Here is a 17,523-nt window from a genome sequence, read left to right on the forward strand (position 1 = left end):
CGAGGCGACCACATGACTCTCTCCGCTTACGAACAACGGGAGTGGGACCGGCTCCAGAAGCGGAAGGAGGCCTCCCTCGACAAGCAGGCGAGGAACCTCCTTCCGCGACAGGCCCGTGACCGCCTCACCGCGCTGGGCCAGAAAGCGCGCAACGCCCCGGGCGCCGACAAGGTGGTCGCCGCGTACGGCGGGGCGGCCAGGGGCCTCGGCAAGGCCGTGAGCGGCACCGCGAGCCGGACCGTGAGCAAGAAGCGCGTGGTCGAGCAGTACCGGCGGGCCGGACACGACACCGGCGGGCTGGGCGGGATACGCGAGCTCGACCTGGAGGTCGTCGACGAGGTCGCCCGGCACAACGCGGTGCGGTACGGACACGCGCTCTCGGCGGCGGCGACGGGCCTGGGATCGGCCGCGGCGGTGACGGGCGGCGAGGTGCTCGCCAGCGTGGGAACGATCGCGGGCGCGGGCGCGGGCGCCGCACCCGGAATCGGCACCGTGGCCGGCGCGATGGCCGCGGACACCGCCATGATGCTCGGCCTCGCCACGCGGGTGGTCGCCTCGACGGCCCTCTACTACGGCTACGACCCGAACGATCCCGAAGAGGAGGTCTTCGTGATGTCCGTGATCGCCCTCGGCATGTCCACGGGCACGTCGGCGAAGGCCGCCGCGTACGCCGAACTCTCCCAGCTCACCCAGCTGCTCGTGCGCAACGCTCCGTGGACGAAGCTGAACGAGAAGGTCCTCACCAGGATCGTCCAGCGCTTCGCGACGAAGTTCGCGCAGCAGCTCCCGAAGAAGAAGCTCGGGCAGTTCGTGCCGGTCGCCGGCATGGCCGTCGGCGCGGGCCTGAGCTACCTGCTCATCGATCGCGTCGCCGTCTCGGCCCGCGACGCCTACCGCGAGCGCTTCTTGATCGAGAAGTCGGACGGCGACCTGATCGGCGCCCCGGTCCCGGACCACGGCGTGGCCGACCCGGCGCCGGACGACGACGGCATCGGCCTGATCACGATGCTCCGGGAGGAGGACGCGCTCCCGCCGTCCTTCCCGTCGGACACCCCCTAGGGGATCTCTCAGCTGCGGAAAGTGCGTCGGTAGGTGTCGGGCGGGACTCCGACGGTGCGGCTGAAGTGTCGGCGCAGGGTGGTCGCGGTGCCCATGCCGGTGGCCGTGGCGATCGTGTCCACGGTGGCGTCCGTCCCCTCCAGCAACTCCTGTGCGTGCCGGATCCGTTGGGCCAGCAGCCACTGGAGCGGAGTGGTGCCGGTGACCGCCTTGAAGTGGCGGGCCAGGTGGCGGGAGCTCATGCCGGCCCGCTGTGCGAGGTGTTCCACGGTCAGGGGTTCGTCGAGGCGCTGGAGGACCCACGGCAGCAGCTCGGCCAGCGGATGGTTGCCCGGCTCGGGCACGGGCGTGGTGACGAACTGGGCCTGCCCGCCCTCGCGGTGCGGCGGCACCACCAGGCGCCGCGCGACGACGTTCGCGACCCTGGTTCCGTGGTCCAGGCGCACCAGGTGCAGGCACAGGTCCATCGCGGCGGCCTTCCCCGCGGAGGTCAGCACGCTGCCGTTGTCGACGTAGAGCACGTCGGGGTCCACCGTGACCCGGGGATGGCGCCGTGCCAACTCGCCCGTGTGCGCCCAGTGCGTGGTCGCCCGCCACCCGTCCAACAACCCCGCCGCCGCCAGGACGAACGCACCCGTGCACAGGGAAGCCACCCGTGCGCCGGCCTCGTGCGCGGCGCGCACCGCGTCGACGAGCTCGGCCGGCGGGTCCTGGTCCACGTCGGCCCAGCCCGGCACGATCACGGTGTCCGCCGTCGTCAGCGCCTCCAGACCGGCGTCGGGCTCCATCCGGAACCGGCCGACCGTCACGGGACCCGGCCCGCACAGGGTGAACCGGTACCACGGGTCCACCAGGTGCGTCAGGTCCGATCCGAAGACCTCGCAGGCCAGCGCCAGTTCGAAGTGGAGCATGCCGTCCGTGACGGCCAACGCGACGTGATGCATGTCCGAAACTGTACGGGGCGCGTCGTTTCCGCCACTCACGCACCCCCCGCCCCGACCGACAGGATGATCACAACAGCCCGGACCGGCCCCGCGAACACGGGGATCGGGCAGGGCGTCGAACGCGACAGGGGAGCGGTTTCATGAACGGCATCACGACGGGCAGCGACACCACGGGCCATGGCACTGCGGGCAGCGCCGGCGAGGGCAGCGCCCCGACGGGCAGCACCATCACGGTCTACGGCGCCTACGGGCACACCGGCAGGTTCGTGGTCGCGGAGCTGCTCGCCCGCGGATACGTTCCGGTCCTCTCCGGCCGCGACCGCGAGAAGCTCGACGCCCAGGCCGCCGAAACCGGTCTGCGGTCCAGCCCGGCCACGGTCGACGATCCGGCCGCGCTGGACCTCGCCCTGAGCGGCGCCGCCGCGGTCATCAACTGCGCCGGACCCTTCGCCTCGACCACGGGCCCCGTCATCGAGGCCGCCCTGCGGGCCGGCATCCCGTACCTGGACGTCGCCGCCGAGCTGGAGGCCAACCTCGACACCTTCGCCCACTACGCCGACCGCGCCCGCGAGGCCGGGGCGGTCATCGTCCCCGCCATGGCCTTCTTCGGCGGCCTCGGCGACCTGCTCGTCACCACCGCCATGGGCGACTGGAAGCGGGCCGACGAGGCGCACATCGCCTACGGCCTCAGCCACTGGCACCCCACCGCCGGAACGCGCCTGTCCGGCAGCGTCTCGCGCGAACGCCGGGGCGACCGACGCCTGCGCTACGCCGACGGCGCGTGGCAGTACCGCACGGACACCCCGCCCACCGTGGAGTGGCCGTTCCCCGCCCCGATGGGCCCCCGTCCCGTCATCACCGAGTTCACGATGGCCGACGTCGTCACCGTCACCGACCACCTCGCCATCCGCGACGTCCACACCCACATGCTCGCCGAGGCCGCCCGGGACATCGCCTCGCCCGACACCCCGGCCCCCGCGGCCACCGACGAGCTCGGCCGCTCCGACCAGACCTTCCTCGTGGACGCCGTCGTCCGCGCGAACGGCGTCGAGCGCCGCGTCGTCGCCGAGGGCCGGGACATCTACGCGGTCACCGCGCCCCTCGTCGTCGAGGCCCTCGACCGGGTACTGACCGGCCGCGTCCGCACCACGGGCGTCGCCTCCGCCGGCCAGGTCTTCGACGCCCCCGATTTCCTGGCCGCCCTGGCCCCCCACGTCACCCTCCGCACCACCGGCTGAGGCACCCGCTACTTCAGGTGGGCGCCGAAGAACGCGGTCGTCGCGTCGATCGCGGCCCGGCGTTGCTCCGCGGGCCCCAGCCGCACGGGGTCGCCGGTGCCGTTGGTGCTCCTGCACCGGCCGCCGGCGAGGTCGCGGTGGTCCAGGGCGACGTCGTCCGTGGCGAAGGCCGGCCCGCTGCCGGGGGTCCAGACGGTGTTGAAATAGTTGTGGTTGCCGCCCTTCAGCTCGACGTGCCGGGCGTGGGGGTTGCCGGCCGCCATCGCGAGGGGGATCTTGCTGTCGTCCCACATGGCGTCACAGGTTCCGGCGACCACGGTGAGCGGCACGCGGCTGATCCGCTCCTTCGCGGCGTCGATCCCGTTCATGGCGGGCGCGAACGCCATCGTGGCCCTGATGTCCACCCCCGGTACCCGGGCGTGGCTGTCCAGGACCTCCGACAGGACGCCGCCGCCACCGCGCGAATGCCCCAGGGTGCCGACGCGCTCCGTATCCACCCGGCCGGCGAGCTGACCGAGTGCTTGCAGGGGGCCCTTGCCCTCGGAGAGCTGCTGCCACATCCGCAGGTGCTCGTCGAGCAGGCCGGCGCGCGCGACGGTGCCCCGCTTCGTCTCGTGGGCCTGGATGCCGTTGGCCGATACCGACACCACGACGTACCCCTTCTCGGCCAGGGCGTCGGCGAGGTAGGAGTAGCCCAGGTGGTTGTCGACCGGCCGGGCGTCGGCGCCGCACGGCCAGGCGTACGGGCGTACCGGCTTGTCACCCGCCTGACACGTGTCCGCCCACCCGTGGAGCATCACCACCAAAGGGTGCTTCCCGGTGCCCAGCTCGCGCGGGTAGGTGACCGCGGCCCTCAACTCCGTGAGCTGCCCGTCCAGACCGGGCGGGGCGTAGGCGGTGTCGCCCAGGTCGTAGGTGACGCGAGTGGTGCGCCCCGTATCGACCGGCGGGGAGATCGTGGCGGGGTGGGCGACGGCCGTGGGGCGGGCCGCGTCCGCGGGGTGGGCGGATCCGCCGCAAGCGGTCACCAGGGCGAGCCCGGTGACGGCGACGGCCGCGAACAGGAGCCGGTGGGACGGGGTGGGTACGGGCATGCGCGTGTCGACCTTCGGAGCGTCGTGGGGTGGGCCGGCGCCGCGACAGCCGTGCGGGTGTGGCTGAGCCTGTGAGGCCGGCTGCGGCGATACGTCCGAACCGTACGGGCCCGTTTTGTCGGTGACGTATCGGTTGGGGCGCGCCCGTGTCCCAGTCCGCAGGGACGCCGAGGGCGCCGCTGCGGCTGGGCCAGGCCCCCGGCCGTCCGCAACGCGAAGCCCGGTACCTGCTCGGCGAGCCGGGCTCCGACGGTGCGTCACCGTCGGAGCCCGGCCGCCCGCGGCTGCTACCTGTAGCGGTAGAGGATGCGCCCGCGGGTGAGGTCGTACGGGCTCAGTTCCACGATCACCCGGTCGAACGGAAGGATCTTGATGTAGTTCTTCCGGATCTTTCCGCTGATGTGGGCGAGGACCTTGTGTCCGTTTTCGAGCTCCACCCTGAAGGTGGCGTTGCGCAGGCACTCGGTGACGGTGCCCTCGGTTTCCAGGGCGCCTGATGTTCTCGGCAAGTCGACTCGCTTCCCCGTCATGTGACGGTGGGTTCGGCAATGAATGGAACTGTGGAAAATGCGTCGGCGCGTCAGCTGCGCACCCACTCGACGGTGCGGCCCGCGGTTCGGGCACCGATGCCCTCGAAAAGCGCCGTGGCCGCCGTGTTGGATTCGTCGACCTCGGCCCGGGCGGTCGCGACCCCGGAGCGGTGCAGCCCGCCCAGGACCGAGGCCAGCAGCGCCCTGGCGATGCCGCGGCGGTGCTCGTCGGCCCGTACGGCGATCAGGCCGATCCGCGGCTGGCGGGGCAAGGGCCCCAAGCGGACCATGCCCACGTAGTGGTCGCCCCGCGCCGCCACGGCGTAGGCCGCGGGGTCCACGACGGTGATCCCGGCCGGGAGCGGGATCACCTCGGCCGGCATGCGCCGCCAGCCGACCGTGGCCTCGACCTCGTCGCGGATCGCGCGGTCCACGGCGCACAGCGGATCGCGCTCCGCGTCTCCGACGGGCACGATCCGCACGCCCGCGGGCGTCGGTGCGCCGTCGAGGCCCGTGCGGGCCGGGTCGGTGGGCACGAGGTACTCCCGCTCCCGCCGTCCGATCGTGAAGCCGGCGCGCTGCCACCCGGCGATCGAGTCGAGGTCCTCCTCGTCGACCACGGCGTGGAGGGGGACCGGCAGGTCCGCCACCATCGCGGCCGCGAGCCGGTCGAAGGCATCGGCGTGCCAGGCGTCGACACTGAGGAAGAGGCGCCCGTCGGGCCGGACCGACACGTCGCTGCGGCCGATCTCGCGGCCGTCCTCCAGGGCGTGCCACTGGTGCTCCGCGGTCCGGGTGATCGTGGTGACGCGATCGCCCGTGCCGGCGGTCGGGGTGGGAACAGGGGTGTGACGTAGGGGATCCATGGGTTTCGCCCTTTCGCGAGTGCCTTGTCGTTGAGGCACCCCCGGCGACACCTGCGTCAGCCGCCCACCGTGACGGAATGGGGGAGTGCCCACCTGCATACAGCGTTCATGGGTCACACCTCCTCGGTCCGGTCACGTCCTTCGGCACCGTACCGGCCGCGGACCCGACGTGGCCAGTCCTTTTCCGCGGTACCGGCCGCGCGCCCGGAGCGGTCCGGTGAATGGCCGAACTCCTGCGCAATCCGACTGACGTTCGCCTGGCGTATCCATCACCTTCACGTCAGGCTCCCTCTCCGGTACCCCGCGCAGGATGTCCTGGGGGCGCTCCACCACTTCTCGATCGAAGCAGAGGTCCCTCCCGCCATGGCAGATCTGAACCGCCGCCGCTTCCTCCAGCTCACCGGCGGCGCCGCCGCCCTGACGATGCTCAACGAGAGCATCGCGCGCGCCGCGGCCATCCCCGCTCAGGGGACGACCGGCAGCATCGCCGACGTCGAGCACATCGTGGTCCTGATGCAGGAGAACCGTTCCTTCGACCACTACTTCGGCGCACTGCGCGGCATCCGCGGCTTCGGCGACCCCCGTCCGGTGACCCTGCCCAGCGGGAAGTCCGTGTGGCACCAGAGCGACAACGCGGGCAAGGAGACCCTGCCCTTCAGGCCGCCGTCGGACGACCTCGGCATGGAATTCCTCCAGGGCCTCAACCACGACTGGGCGGGCGGCCAGAGCGCCTTCAACAAGGGCAAGTACGACAACTGGGTGCCCGCCAAGACGCCCGCCACCATGGCCCACCTCACGCGCGACGACATCCCGTTCCACTACGCTCTCGCCGACGCGTTCACCATCTGCGACGCCTACCACTGTTCGTTCATCGGCTCGACCGACCCCAACCGCTACTACCTCTGGTCGGGCCACACGGGCAACGACGGCAAGGGCGGCGGCCCGGTCCTCAACAACGCCGAGGCCGGGTACGGCTGGACCACCTACCCCGAGCGACTGGAGGCGGCCGGGATCTCCTGGAAGGTCTACCAGGACATCGGCAACGGCCTTGACGCGGCCGGTTCCTGGGGCTGGATCAGCGACGCCTACCGCGGCAACTACGGCGACAACTCGCTGCTCTACTTCAACAACTACCGGGGTGCCAAGCCCGGCGACCCGCTCCACGACAAGGCCCGCACCGGTACGGACGCCCGGACCGGCGAGGGCTACTTCGACCGGCTGCGCGCCGACGTCACCGCGGGCACGCTGCCCAAGATCTCCTGGATCGCCGCCCCCGAGGCCTTCAGCGAACACGCCAACTGGCCTTCGAACTACGGTGCCTGGTACATCGCGCAGGTGCTGGACGCGCTCACCTCCAACCCCGACGTGTGGGCCCGTACGGCGCTGTTCATCACCTACGACGAGAACGACGGCTTCTTCGACCACGTCGTGCCGCCGTACGCCCCCGCGAACGCGGGCCAGGGCCTGTCGACCGTCTCGACCGCCCTCGACGTCTTCCCCGGCAAGGCCGGCTACGTCGCCGGACCGTACGGGCTCGGCCCGCGCGTGCCGATGCTCGTCGTCTCGCCCTGGAGCACCGGCGGCTACTCCTGCTCCGAGACCTTCGACCACACCTCCGTGATCCGCTTCATGGAGCAGCGCTTCGGCGTGCAGGAGCCCAACATCTCGCCCTGGCGCCGGGCCGTCTGCGGTGACCTGACCTCCGCCTTCGACTTCGCCCGCAAGGACACCGGTACGGCCCCGCTGCCCGACACCGGTATGTGGCAGCCGCAGGACCGCGACCGCCACCCCGACTTCCTGGCCACCCCGCCGGCCGTGGCGAGCATGCCCCGCCAGGAGAAGGGGCAGCGGTCGACGCGTCCGCTGAAGTACGCCCCGTACGTGGACGGCGCGGCCCTCACGGGCGAGGGCAAGTTCCGGCTGACCTTCAGCGGTGGCAAGGACCTCGGGGCGCAGTTCTACGTCACCTCCGGCAACCGGACGGACGCCCCCTGGACGTACACCACCGAGGCGGGCAAGTCGATCACGGACACCTGGAACACCACCTACTCGGCCGGTGTCACCGACCTGACCGTGCACGGCCCGAACGGCTTCCTGCGCGGGTTCCGCAACCCCGGTACCACCGCCGGCCCCGAGGTCACCGCCCGCCACAACGCCACCACCGGCAACCTGGACCTCACCCTCACCAACGCGGGGGCCGCCACCGCGACCCTCACGGTCACCAACGCCTACGGCGGCGGCCCGAAGCGGCTCACGGTCGCCAAGGGGGCCACCGTGACGTACAGCGTCCCGCTGAAGAACACCCGCCGCTGGTACGACGTCAGCGTCACCGCGTCCGAGACCGCGAACTTCGCCCGCCGCTTCGCGGGCAAGGTGGAGACCGGCGCGTCGGGCCTCTCCGACCCGGCGATCCTGACGGACCAGTCGTCCTGACCGTACGCACCCACGCCCCGCCCCCGCCCCGATGCCGCCCGGCACCGGGGCGGGGGCGTCGTACGCGCCGACCGGCTCCGCACCCATCGCACCCAAGGCACGGATCGCACAGCATCCCTTGACACTTCGTCAGCAGGAGAGCAGCCTCTCCGCCGACGAAAGGACCGCCCCGTGCTGGACACCGGCGACATGGACCTGCTCGAAGACACCTGGGCCCGCGAGGTCCCGCACGCGCTGTTCACCCGACTGCGCCGGGAGGACCCGGTGCACTGGCACGAGGTGCCGGGCCGGCACGCGGGCTTCCACGCCGTCACCCGCCACGCCGACGTCAAGGCCATCAGCCGCGATCCCGAGCTGTGGTCCACCGAACTCGGCTCCTTCATGATCCGCGACCAGGACCCCGAGGCCCTGGCGTCCCTGCGCCTGGTCCTGTTGGGCATGGACGCCCCGCGCCACTCCCGCTACCGCGCGCTGGTCAGTGCGGGATTCACGCCCCGGGTGGTGCGCGGCCTGGCGGTCCGGATCCGTGAGCGGGCGCTCGCCCTGGTGGAGCGCGCCGTCACCCCGGGCCGGGAGATGGACTTCGTCGACGAGGTCGCCTCCTGGCTGCCGATCCAGACCATCTGCGAGATGGTCGGCGTACCGCAGGAGGACGAACGGCTCGTCTACGAGTGGAGCAACCGGATGGCCGGCAGCCAGGATCCGGAGATCTCGGCGGGCAAGCACGACAGCGACCTCGCGGCCGCCGAGATCTACGCCTACTGCGCCGAGCTGTCGGCGCAACGGCGGGCCCGGCCCCGACAGGACATCCTCTCCACGCTCGTCCACGCCGAGGTCGACGGGGACCGGCTCACCCCGGACGAGATCAACATGTTCTTCGTCCTGCTGTGCGTCGCGGGCAACGAGACCACCCGCAACCTGCTCTCCCACACCCTGCTCGCCCTGATCGAACACCCGGCGGCGCGCGCCCGACTGGCCGCTGCGCCCGACGACGCGGCCCTGTGGACCTCGGCGACGGAGGAGTTCCTGCGCTGGGGCGGCTCGATCCACAACTTCCGGCGCACCGCGACCCGCGACACCACCCTGCGCGGCCGGCACATCGCCGAGGGTCAGAAGGTGGTCACCTACTACACCTCCGCCAACCGGGACGAGGAGGTCTTCGCCGACCCCTTCGTCTTCGACGTCCGCCGCACCCCGAACGAGCACCTCACCTTCGGCGGTGGCGGCCCGCACTTCTGCCTCGGCGCCGGCCTCGCGCGCACCCAGATCAAGACCCTCGTCCGCGAGCTGCTGCGCCGCCACCCGGACGTCACCCTCACCGGCGAGGTCCGCCGGCTGCGCTCGGACTTCATCAACGGGGTGAAATACCTGCCGGTGCGCTTCGGATAGCGCTTCGGATAACGTGGGATGTCATGTCAATACCGGTCAATTCAATCGAACGGGCCGGTAGCAACCCCCGAAGGACGTTCCCGGTGCACGGTGAGTACAAGGTTCCCGGCGGCAAGCTCGTCGTCGTCGATCTGGAGCGCGCGGGAGAGGTGTTGTGCGGCGTCCGGGTCTCCGGCGACTTCTTCCTCGAACCCGACGAAGCGCTCGACGCCGTCGACCGCGCCCTGGAGGGCGCCCCCGCCGACACCGACGCCGCCGAGCTCGCCGCCCGGATCACCGCCGCCCTGCCCGAGGGGACCCAGATGTTCGGGGTGAGCGCCGAGGGCATCGCCATCGCCGTGCGCCGCGCCCTGGCCCAGGCCACCGAGTGGGCCGCGCACGACTGGCGGCTGATCCGCATGCCCCCGCAGGAACCCGCCCTGCACATGGCCCTCGACGAGGTCCTCACCCACGAGGTCGCCGCCGGCCTGCGGCCCCCGACCCTGCGGGTGTGGGAATGGGGCGCCCCGGCCGTGGTCATCGGCAGCTTCCAGTCGCTGCGCAACGAGGTCGACCCCGACGGCGCGCGCCGGCACGGCATGACGGTGGTGCGCCGGATCTCGGGCGGCGGAGCCATGTTCATCGAGCCCGGCAACACCATCACCTACTCCCTCTCGGTGCCCCAGTCGCTCGTCTCGGGACTCTCCTTCGCCGACTCCTACGCCTATCTGGACGACTGGGTCCTCGGGGCGCTCGGCGAGATGGGCGTCAAGGCCTGGTACCAGCCCCTGAACGACATCGCCACCGAAGCCGGGAAGATCGCGGGCGCGGCCCAGAAGCGGATCGTGTCCGGCGCCGGCGCCGTACTGCACCACGTGACGATGGCCTACGACATCGACGCCGACAAGATGACCGAGGTGCTGCGCATCGGCCGCGAGAAGCTCTCGGACAAGGGGACGAAGAGCGCCAAGAAGCGGGTGGACCCGCTGCGCCGCCAGACCGGGCTCTCCCGGGAGGAGGTCATCGACCGGATGGTCGGCGCCTTCCGCGGTCGCTACGGCCTGACCGAGGACACGGTGACCCCGCAGGAGCTCTCCCGCGCCCGCGACCTGGCGGCGACGAAGTTCGCCACGCCGGAGTGGACCGCCCGCGTACCGTAACGCCGCTCACCCGCGGCCGGGCCCTCGCCCGCGCCCCCGCGACGCCGCGCGGCCGTCGAGATCGGCCAGGAGCTCACGGGCGGCGCGGGCCCCGGAGGCCATGGCGCCCTGGACGGAGCCCGTGGCGCGGTGGTCCCCGCACACGTACACGCCCTCCTCGACCCGCGTGGTCCGGCTGAGCGGCCAGGGCGGCAGCATCGCGGGCAGGGCGCCGGGCACGGTGACCGCGCCGACGGCCTGCCACCGGGTCGCGTCCGTCCCGTAGACCTCCGAAAGGGCTGCCGGCAGGGCCGAGCGGTGTGCGGGGGTGTCCTCGCCGAGGACGGAGGTGGACACCAGGGCGCGGCCGTCGGCGCTGTAGCCGGGGGCCACCTCCGTCAGCACGCACGTGTTCAGGAACCGCCGCCGGCCGTCGACCAGCAAGGTCGGTTCGCGCAGCGGCGAGCGGGCGGCCGCGTGGTAGTAGGTGGTGACCGTGCGGGTCGGAGCGGGTGCGCCGACGGCCGGTACGAGCGCGGACGCGCACGCCGTGTCGGTGGCGACCACGACGGCGAGCGCCTCGCGGGAGCCACCGTCCGCGAGGACCACCCCGTCGCCGGAAACGGCGCGCACGCGCACCCCGAGGCTCAGCGCGCCCCGGGGCAGAGCGCGTGCCAGCTGGTCGGGAACGGCCCCGATCCCGTCGGCGGGCAGGGTCAAGGTGCCCCGGATCATGCTGCGCCAGGTCAGGTGGAACATCCGGCTCGACGTCTCCAGGGCGTCCTCGAGGAAGACCCCCGCCAGGAACGGCCGCATGAGCACGTCGACGAGCGCGTCGTCGAGCCCCCAGCGCTCCAGCTCCCGCCGGGTCGTGCGCTCCGGGAGCCGCCGCAGCGCCCGGGCGGGGGCCAGGGCGTCCCGTGCCGTCAGCGCACCGAGGCCGGCGAGCCCGCGCAGGCGGGTGCGTCGGCCGGCCAGCAGGGCGGCGGTGTCGCCCGGGCGCCGGCTCGGATCGCCGAAACGGACCCGCTCGCCGTCCGGCAGGTGGGCGAGGACGCCCGGGGTGAAGGGGCGCAGGCGCAGTTCGGGCAGCCGGATGCGGCGCTTGACCTGGGGATATCCGGTGTTGAAGACCTGGAAGCCGCGATCGAGCACGAACCCGTCGCGCAGGTCGCTGCGCATCCGGCCGCCGACTCCGTCAGAGGCCTCCAGCACGCTCACCCGTACCCCGGCCCGCACCAGGTCCAGTGCGCAGGTGAGCCCGGCGAGACCCGCTCCCACGACGATCACGCTGCCCTGACGGTCACGACCGTTCACCGCTACCGACCTCCTCGTGGTGGCTCCACCCGCTCCACCCCTCCTTCGCCGCCGGGGACCGGATCGGATGCGTGAAGTGGGATGCGAGATGCGAGATGCGGGATGCGGGAGGTGGGAAACGGGTGGCGTGTCGGCACGCCGGTACGACGAATGCGGAATTCGGGTGATCATGAGAATCGGGCCGTCACGGATCCCGTTGCCGTTTGTCCTATGGGCATGACATCGGTGAAATCGGCCCCCGGACCGTCCCGGAGCCCCCGCACCCGCACGCTGCCCGAGCCGGGGGAGCGCAAGCGGCTCCGCGAAGCCTGGAAGCTCACTCCCCGCCAGGTGGCCTCGGCCTTCGGCGTGACCGCGGCCACGGTCCGGTCCTGGGAAGCGGGCCGTACCTCGCCCACGGGGAAGCGGCGCGAGGCGTACGCGCGCTTCCTGCGGGGCCTGGCCCAGGAGCCCCAGCAGCGCGCGGCGCACCGCGCCCCCGCAGCCCGGTCCGGCCCTGCCGGTTCCGTCGGCCCCGGTGTGCCCGCAGCGCCCGAGGCGGGGCGGACCAGCCCGGTTCCGCGGGCGCGCCGGAGCCCCCGGAGCGTTCCGGAGCCGGAGGGCCGCCCGGACGCCCCGGCCAGGGGGCCCGGACCGGGTCGGGTCCCTGGTGGACGCCCGGTCAGCGAGCGGGACCTGGGGCTCACCGCCGCGGCGCTCTCCGCGTGGCTCCTGATCCTCGTACTGGTGCAGACGCTCCCGGCGGTCCTGCCGGGCTGAACCGGGGCCCGCCTCACACGATGCCGGTGACGGTCACCTTGACGCGGACCGGCGCGGACACCGGCAGGGGCGTCGGCGCAGGCGCCGCCACCCGCCCGGGCGTCCCCAGCGCCGTGCGCACGGCCTCGCGCACGGCGCGGGTGACGTCGACCGCGCGGTGTCCCCGGTGCACCACCACCTCCACCTCGGCGGCCACGACCCCACCGGCCGCGCCGCGCTCGAACCGGACCCCGGGCGCGGCGCCCGCGTCGCGCCCGGACCCGCCCCGCACGAGCCCGGGCGCCGACGCCCGCAGCAGCGCACTCAGCCCCGGTCGCAGGAACGCGACGCCCGGCACCGTCAGCACCGCCCGGGCCACCAGCGCCGACAGGCCTTCGGGTAGATCCCGGTCCGTGGTCATGCCCCGTCCTCCCGCAGCGGTTCCTCGTGGAGGTCGGCCACCCGCACGTGCACCGCTGCGACCTCCATGCCCAGGGCCGCGTCCGCGGCCCCCCGCACCCGTGCGCGCACCAGCTCCGCGACCTCGCGCGCGTTGCGCGTCATGCCCACCGTCACCTCGATCTCGACATCGACGGGCCCGCGCGCCGCCGCGCCGCGCCCGCCCGCCTCCTCGGGGCGGATCCGGCAGCTGCCCGAACGGGCCCCGGGCACACCGTCCGCCGCGGCGCGCAGCACCTTGGCCGCGACCGCCTCGAAGATCCACCCGTCCTCCTCCGGTTCACCCAGCGGCAGGGTGCGACCGGGCCGGAGCTCCAGCCGCACCACGCCCATGATCCGCTCGATCAGTGCGGCGCCGTCCAGGTCCGCCGCGCCACCGAGCCCGCCGTCCGGATCGTCCGGCCCGTCCGCGCGGACGGCATCGCGCAGCCGCGCCAGGTCGTCCAGGGCGGCCGCGCAGTGCGGGCACGCGGGAGGATGCGCGGCGGGGCGCGCGGGAAGGTGCGCCCGCTCGGTGCCCGAGCGGGGTTCCTCCCACAGATCGGCCAGGTCCCGTCCACAAGGCAGCAGTTCCGCGACCCCGAGCTCCTCGGGACCGGGATCCGGCTGCACCGGCCCGCGCTCGTGGGGATCCGGGTTCGCACTCATCGCCATGCGGCCATCGCCTCCGTCAGACAGCGTCGTGCACGGAACACCCTGGCGCGTACCGCCTCCTGGCTGATGCCGACGGTGTCGGCGATGGTCTCGTACGGGACCCCTTCGACCTCCCGCAGGACCCAGCACACCCGTTGCTCCGAGGACAGGCCCGCCATCGCCACGTTCAAGGCCTCGGCGGTCGCCCGGGACTCCGCGGCGCGGGCGGGGGAGGCCCGGTGCTCGGGGGCGGCCGGTTCGGGAACGGCGTCCAGATCGGTGACGGGCCTGCGGGCGCGCAGCGCGTTCAGGCACCGGTTGGTCACGATCCGGTGGATCCAGGTCCCGAAGCCCGCCTCCCCGCGGAACTCCGGGAGTCCCCGCCACGCGCTGACGAACCCCTCCTGCACCGCGTCCTCCGCCTCTGAAACGCTGCCCAACAGACGGGTCGCGAGCCGCAGCATGCGCGGCCCGTACCGGTGCACGAGCACCTCGAACGCGTCCTCGTCCCCTTCCGCTGCCCGCACCGTCAGCAGCCCGTCGTCGACGGGGACCGCCGTGTGGCCGTCCACCGCGCCCCGGTCCGGTTCAGCCGGCACCTGTCGGCTCCTCTCGCCTTCCGTCTCCGCTTGGACACCCGGCGCGCCACTTCGTGACGTGGCCGGCGCGGATTCCCTCCTTCCCGCGATTTCCGCGAAAAGCGCGTAACGAACTGCCTCCCCAACGTGTCGGACGCACGGAAGACACGTTCGGCCTTGGTTCCAGGAGGAGCGGCGATGACCGGATGGACAGTGGCCCCGGACGCGGGCCGGGTCGAGCAGCCGCGCTGCGGGCACCTCGACCAGGCGCCCGCCGAGGAGCCCCCCGCCGCCGCCCGGGGGTGCGTGGAGTGCCTGGCGGCCGGCGGTAGCTGGGTCCACCTGCGCAAGTGCCTGCTCTGCGGACACGTCGGGTGCTGCGACAGCTCGCCGGGCCAGCACGCCTGGAGCCACGCGGACACCACCGGCCACGCGCTGGCGCGCTCTGTGGAGAAGGGCGAGGACTGGGCCTGGTGCTACCCGGACTCGCTCTTCCTCCGTCCCGAACCGTCGTGATCCCCGGCGTCGCGGCGGCCGGCGGCCACCGTGACGCCGGGGAGGAGCGGGCGGCGGTTACTTCTTGGGGCCCGTGCCGCAGAAGAAAATCGCCTGGCCGAGCCCCTTGACCGTGCCGGTCATCAGGCCGATGGCCAGGCCCGGTACGGCGCCGGCGCCACCGGCCATCGCCCCGGTGGCCGTTCCCACGACCGTGTTGATGTAGATCGAGCTGCCGAGGTGCTTCACCATGCACTTGTTCCACTCGGCTTCGGTCTTGGGCTTGTCGAGGAGGCCCGCGGGAGCCATCGCGACCGTGCCCGGCTTGCCCGCGCCCTTCACCAGGGCCCCGCCGGCCTCCTGCACGCCGTCACGCACCGAGAGGGTGGGCGGCGTCACGACACCGGTGACCGTGTCCCCGGTGACGCCCTGGATCGTCTGGGTCAGCTTCTTCCCCTCCAGGGCCAGGCCCACCCCGTGGGTGGCGCCGTTCGGCTCCTGGACGACGCCGGGCCGGACGGTGGCGATGTGCTTGCCGGCGGCGTCGGTGAGCTTGACCGTGTTGTTCTCGACGGTCGCGGTGGCGCCCTCGGGGACCTCCAGGTCGGCGCTCTCGGTCGTGGCCAGCACCTGCGCCTTGACGTCCGTACGGGTGTTGCCGGTGTCACTGCCCGGTGTGCCGGCGCTGGTGCGGGCGATGTACATCGTGGAGCCGGCCGTCGCGTTGACGACGGGGACCGTGACGGTGGCGTCGGTGGTCCACGGCTGGTTGTCGGTGTCGAAGGTCCAGGTGCCCGTGACCTTCTTGCCGACGGCCGCGAAGTCGACCCAGGCGTAGTTCTTCGCCGGTACGTCCACGGCGATGCCGTTGATCGTCGTCTCGTCCGAGGAGTAGGTCTGCGTCGCGGACAGTTGACTGGAGATCATGGCCTGGACCGGCGTGGTGACCCCGACGGAGGTGGAGACGCCGGCCGAGTACGACTGTTCCCAGCCGGAGTGGTAGATCGTCGTGAAGATCTGCTTCATCGTGCTGTCGGTGGCGTTGTACCAGACGGACGAGGCGATCTGACGGGGCAGGGCCTCGGGCGCTCCCTCGGACTTCTCGGTCCAAGAACAGGTCGACGTCCTCTTGGAACACAGGTCCGCGTAGTAGTCGAGGGCGAGGCTCTTCGCCTCGACGGCCTTCGACGCGGGGACCTTCCACTCCTGGCTCGCGCTGCCGTTGCAGACGTTCGGCTGGGCGAGGATCCCCCACAGGTGGAGGCCGCCCCGGTTGTCCATGCAGTACTCGGTCCCGCTGGAGTCGTCACGGCGGACGATCCCGAAGGAGTTGGGCTTGCCGTCGACGGGGCGGAAGTGCCACTGCTCGCCGTCCTTGCCGCAGGACTGCTGCTGCGCGGGCTGGGAGGCGTAGACGCACTTCCCGGACGAGGTGCTCGCGATGTTGAACTGGCCGGGTTCCGCGAGCTTGATGAGGCGCCAGCTCGTGTAGTTGGTGCCGTCGGGGGTGACGGAGATCTGGTTGCCGTCGTTGTTGCCCGTCGCGTTGAGGGTGCCGTCCCCGTTGGCGAAGGTGTAGGCATCCGCCGCCGCCGCGGCGACCGCTGGAGTCGCGGCGACGGCGAGGGCCGGGGTGATGACGGCGAGGGCGAGGGCCGGGGCCGTCAAGAGCTGCGCGGCACGCCTGAGATGGGTGTTCATGGCACCTTCCGGTCGAGTCTCGTGCACTGGTCGTCCGTGACTCGTACCGCCGGCGATGACGGCCCGTCCCGTGGCCGCCCTGCAGTTCGTCCTGCCGGACGGCCGAGCACCTTCGGCGCCCAGTCACGCATGCGCGTGCTGCGCCGCGCACCCGGAACGATCCGGAGTGACAGGGCGGGCGGTGCCATGATCAAACGCCCCGTCGCGCGACGACCGGCGACCGGTCGGTGGCGACCCGCAGCCCGCAGCCCTGAGCCGTCGGCCGGCGACCGGTGCCGCCTCCCCTGCCCCCCGCTCAGGCGTCGGGGCCCTGGGTGCGGCGGGCGTACGCACGGGCGGCGCGGGCGCGGTCGCCGCAGCGCGTCGAGCACCAGTGGCGGCGACCGTGCCGGAGCAGGTAGCGGCTGCAGGGGCTGGAGCCGCACGCCGTGAGGCGTTCGGAGTCCGGGGACGTGAGGAGATCGGCCGCGTCGGCGGCGAGCGCCGCCAGGGCGTGGTCGACGATCGCGCTGGTGGGGTGGGGGGTGACCCGGTGGGGGCCGCTCTCGTCGTCCCACTTCAGGAGCGGGGCGGTGGGTACGCGGGTCATGGCGTCGTTGACGGCGGCAACGGCGGCGGGCAGGGCGGGCAGTCCCGCGGCGCGGGCGGCGAACAGCGACCGGACCTGCTCGCGCATCGACCGCAGCTGGGCCGCGCACATCTCCCGCATGCCCGCGTCGAGCGGCGCGAGGTCACGTTCCGCCAGCCAGTGGTTCGCCCGGGCGGGGGTCGACAGGAGATCGAGCGTGTGCCCTCCGGGCAGCGCGAGGGCGCTGTTGACGAGGGCCAGGGAAAGGTGCTCCTCCTCGCCTCGGGCGGGCGGGGGGACGGCTTCTTCCATCAAGGACTCCTTCACCTTTCTCATGGTACGGCTTGTGGTTATCCGTGAGAA

General features: G+C 72.7%; 17 protein-coding genes. 7 read left to right on the top strand and 10 right to left on the bottom strand.

Going from position 1 to position 17,523, the window contains the following annotated elements; genetic code table 11:
- The first annotated feature begins 12 nt into the window (after positions 1 to 12).
- Positions 13 to 1,059, top strand: coding sequence for an EcsC family protein (locus ACIQWR_RS23955; protein WP_404012941.1), 1,047 nt, complete (start codon positions 13 to 15; stop codon positions 1,057 to 1,059).
- 8 nt (positions 1,060 to 1,067) lie between these two features.
- Here ACIQWR_RS23955 and ACIQWR_RS23960 read toward each other — a convergent pair whose 3' ends face one another.
- A complete protein-coding gene (locus ACIQWR_RS23960) occupies positions 1,068 to 2,003 on the bottom strand; it encodes a helix-turn-helix domain-containing protein (RefSeq protein WP_404012944.1) in 936 nt (311 codons plus the stop codon).
- A 140-nt stretch (positions 2,004 to 2,143) separates the two neighbouring features.
- Between ACIQWR_RS23960 and ACIQWR_RS23965 the strand changes: the two genes are divergently transcribed.
- Positions 2,144 to 3,241, top strand: coding sequence for a saccharopine dehydrogenase family protein (locus tag ACIQWR_RS23965; protein ID WP_404012947.1), 1,098 nt, complete (start codon positions 2,144 to 2,146; stop codon positions 3,239 to 3,241).
- Positions 3,242 to 3,249: 8 nt separating this feature from the next.
- On the opposite strand, the gene ACIQWR_RS23970 is transcribed toward ACIQWR_RS23965, so the two are convergent.
- From ACIQWR_RS23970 to ACIQWR_RS23980, 3 genes are all read right to left on the bottom strand, one after another.
- Entirely contained in the window at positions 3,250 to 4,335 is a 1,086-nt protein-coding gene (locus ACIQWR_RS23970) for a hypothetical protein (RefSeq protein WP_404012950.1), read from the bottom strand.
- 287 nt (positions 4,336 to 4,622) lie between these two features.
- Positions 4,623 to 4,865 (bottom strand): translation initiation factor IF-1, encoded by a 243-nt coding sequence (gene infA / locus ACIQWR_RS23975; RefSeq protein WP_399263887.1) that lies wholly within the window; start codon positions 4,863 to 4,865, stop codon positions 4,623 to 4,625.
- Between the two features lie 50 nt (positions 4,866 to 4,915).
- Positions 4,916 to 5,731, bottom strand: a complete 816-nt coding sequence (locus tag ACIQWR_RS23980) for a GNAT family N-acetyltransferase (protein WP_404012953.1) — start codon at positions 5,729 to 5,731, stop codon at positions 4,916 to 4,918.
- 363 nt (positions 5,732 to 6,094) lie between these two features.
- Here ACIQWR_RS23980 and ACIQWR_RS23985 point away from each other — a divergent pair, with 363 nt between their 5' ends.
- From ACIQWR_RS23985 to ACIQWR_RS23995, 3 genes are all read left to right on the top strand, one after another.
- Positions 6,095 to 8,164: a phosphocholine-specific phospholipase C gene (locus ACIQWR_RS23985; RefSeq protein WP_404012956.1), complete on the top strand. Its 2,070-nt coding sequence runs from the start codon at positions 6,095 to 6,097 to the stop codon at positions 8,162 to 8,164.
- A 171-nt stretch (positions 8,165 to 8,335) separates the two neighbouring features.
- Positions 8,336 to 9,553 (top strand): cytochrome P450, encoded by a 1,218-nt coding sequence (locus ACIQWR_RS23990; protein ID WP_404012958.1) that lies wholly within the window; start codon positions 8,336 to 8,338, stop codon positions 9,551 to 9,553.
- 83 nt (positions 9,554 to 9,636) lie between these two features.
- Positions 9,637 to 10,692: a biotin/lipoate A/B protein ligase family protein gene (locus ACIQWR_RS23995; protein ID WP_404012961.1), complete on the top strand. Its 1,056-nt coding sequence runs from the start codon at positions 9,637 to 9,639 to the stop codon at positions 10,690 to 10,692.
- Positions 10,693 to 10,698: 6 nt separating this feature from the next.
- Here the strand turns inward: ACIQWR_RS23995 and ACIQWR_RS24000 are convergent, their stop codons facing one another.
- Positions 10,699 to 11,988 (bottom strand): NAD(P)/FAD-dependent oxidoreductase, encoded by a 1,290-nt coding sequence (locus ACIQWR_RS24000; protein WP_404012964.1) that lies wholly within the window; start codon positions 11,986 to 11,988, stop codon positions 10,699 to 10,701.
- A 216-nt stretch (positions 11,989 to 12,204) separates the two neighbouring features.
- On the opposite strand from ACIQWR_RS24000, the gene ACIQWR_RS24005 reads away from it, so the two are divergent.
- Entirely contained in the window at positions 12,205 to 12,747 is a 543-nt protein-coding gene (locus ACIQWR_RS24005; RefSeq protein WP_404012966.1) for a helix-turn-helix domain-containing protein, read from the top strand.
- Positions 12,748 to 12,760: 13 nt separating this feature from the next.
- Here ACIQWR_RS24005 and ACIQWR_RS24010 read toward each other — a convergent pair whose 3' ends face one another.
- From ACIQWR_RS24010 to ACIQWR_RS24020, 3 genes are read right to left on the bottom strand one after another with little or no spacing between them, the layout of a single operon-like run.
- Positions 12,761 to 13,147 carry an Asp23/Gls24 family envelope stress response protein gene (locus ACIQWR_RS24010; protein ID WP_404012969.1) on the bottom strand — a complete coding sequence of 129 codons (387 nt, stop codon included), beginning with the start codon at positions 13,145 to 13,147 and terminating at the stop codon, positions 12,761 to 12,763.
- Positions 13,144 to 13,839: an Asp23/Gls24 family envelope stress response protein gene (locus ACIQWR_RS24015; protein WP_404012972.1), complete on the bottom strand. Its 696-nt coding sequence runs from the start codon at positions 13,837 to 13,839 to the stop codon at positions 13,144 to 13,146. Before ACIQWR_RS24015 ends, ACIQWR_RS24010 begins: the two co-directional genes overlap by 4 nt.
- The gene (locus ACIQWR_RS24020; RefSeq protein ID WP_404012975.1) at positions 13,830 to 14,417 is read right to left on the bottom strand and encodes an RNA polymerase sigma factor; all 588 of its coding nucleotides are present in this window, start codon (positions 14,415 to 14,417) and stop codon (positions 13,830 to 13,832) included. Before ACIQWR_RS24020 ends, ACIQWR_RS24015 begins: the two co-directional genes overlap by 10 nt.
- Before the next feature lie 177 nt (positions 14,418 to 14,594).
- Here ACIQWR_RS24020 and ACIQWR_RS24025 point away from each other — a divergent pair, with 177 nt between their 5' ends.
- Entirely contained in the window at positions 14,595 to 14,912 is a 318-nt protein-coding gene (locus ACIQWR_RS24025) for a UBP-type zinc finger domain-containing protein (RefSeq protein WP_404012978.1), read from the top strand.
- A 57-nt stretch (positions 14,913 to 14,969) separates the two neighbouring features.
- Here ACIQWR_RS24025 and ACIQWR_RS24030 read toward each other — a convergent pair whose 3' ends face one another.
- Both ACIQWR_RS24030 and ACIQWR_RS24035 read right to left on the bottom strand, forming a co-directional pair.
- Positions 14,970 to 16,592 carry an RICIN domain-containing protein gene (locus ACIQWR_RS24030; RefSeq protein WP_404012981.1) on the bottom strand — a complete coding sequence of 541 codons (1,623 nt, stop codon included), beginning with the start codon at positions 16,590 to 16,592 and terminating at the stop codon, positions 14,970 to 14,972.
- A gap of 295 nt (positions 16,593 to 16,887) precedes the next feature.
- Positions 16,888 to 17,496, bottom strand: coding sequence for an ABATE domain-containing protein (locus tag ACIQWR_RS24035; RefSeq protein ID WP_404012983.1), 609 nt, complete (start codon positions 17,494 to 17,496; stop codon positions 16,888 to 16,890).
- Positions 17,497 to 17,523: the final 27 nt, after the last annotated feature.

The organism is Streptomyces sp. NPDC098789, from assembly GCF_044759975.1.
GTDB lineage: Bacteria > Actinomycetota > Actinomycetes > Streptomycetales > Streptomycetaceae > Streptomyces.

Coding starts and splice junctions, on each gene's coding strand:
- ACIQWR_RS23980 (WP_404012953.1), bottom strand. CDS start 5,731: ATGGATCCCCTACGTCACACCCCTGTTCCCACCCCGACCGCCGGCACG.
- ACIQWR_RS24015 (WP_404012972.1), bottom strand. CDS start 13,839: ATGGCGATGAGTGCGAACCCGGATCCCCACGAGCGCGGGCCGGTGCAG.
- ACIQWR_RS23960 (WP_404012944.1), bottom strand. CDS start 2,003: ATGCATCACGTCGCGTTGGCCGTCACGGACGGCATGCTCCACTTCGAA.
- ACIQWR_RS23965 (WP_404012947.1), top strand. CDS start 2,144: ATGAACGGCATCACGACGGGCAGCGACACCACGGGCCATGGCACTGCG.
- ACIQWR_RS24005 (WP_404012966.1), top strand. CDS start 12,205: ATGACATCGGTGAAATCGGCCCCCGGACCGTCCCGGAGCCCCCGCACC.
- ACIQWR_RS23985 (WP_404012956.1), top strand. CDS start 6,095: ATGGCAGATCTGAACCGCCGCCGCTTCCTCCAGCTCACCGGCGGCGCC.
- infA (WP_399263887.1), bottom strand. CDS start 4,865: ATGACGGGGAAGCGAGTCGACTTGCCGAGAACATCAGGCGCCCTGGAA.
- ACIQWR_RS24030 (WP_404012981.1), bottom strand. CDS start 16,592: ATGAACACCCATCTCAGGCGTGCCGCGCAGCTCTTGACGGCCCCGGCC.
- ACIQWR_RS24035 (WP_404012983.1), bottom strand. CDS start 17,496: ATGAGAAAGGTGAAGGAGTCCTTGATGGAAGAAGCCGTCCCCCCGCCC.
- ACIQWR_RS23955 (WP_404012941.1), top strand. CDS start 13: ATGACTCTCTCCGCTTACGAACAACGGGAGTGGGACCGGCTCCAGAAG.
- ACIQWR_RS24010 (WP_404012969.1), bottom strand. CDS start 13,147: ATGACCACGGACCGGGATCTACCCGAAGGCCTGTCGGCGCTGGTGGCC.
- ACIQWR_RS24025 (WP_404012978.1), top strand. CDS start 14,595: ATGACCGGATGGACAGTGGCCCCGGACGCGGGCCGGGTCGAGCAGCCG.
- ACIQWR_RS23970 (WP_404012950.1), bottom strand. CDS start 4,335: ATGCCCGTACCCACCCCGTCCCACCGGCTCCTGTTCGCGGCCGTCGCC.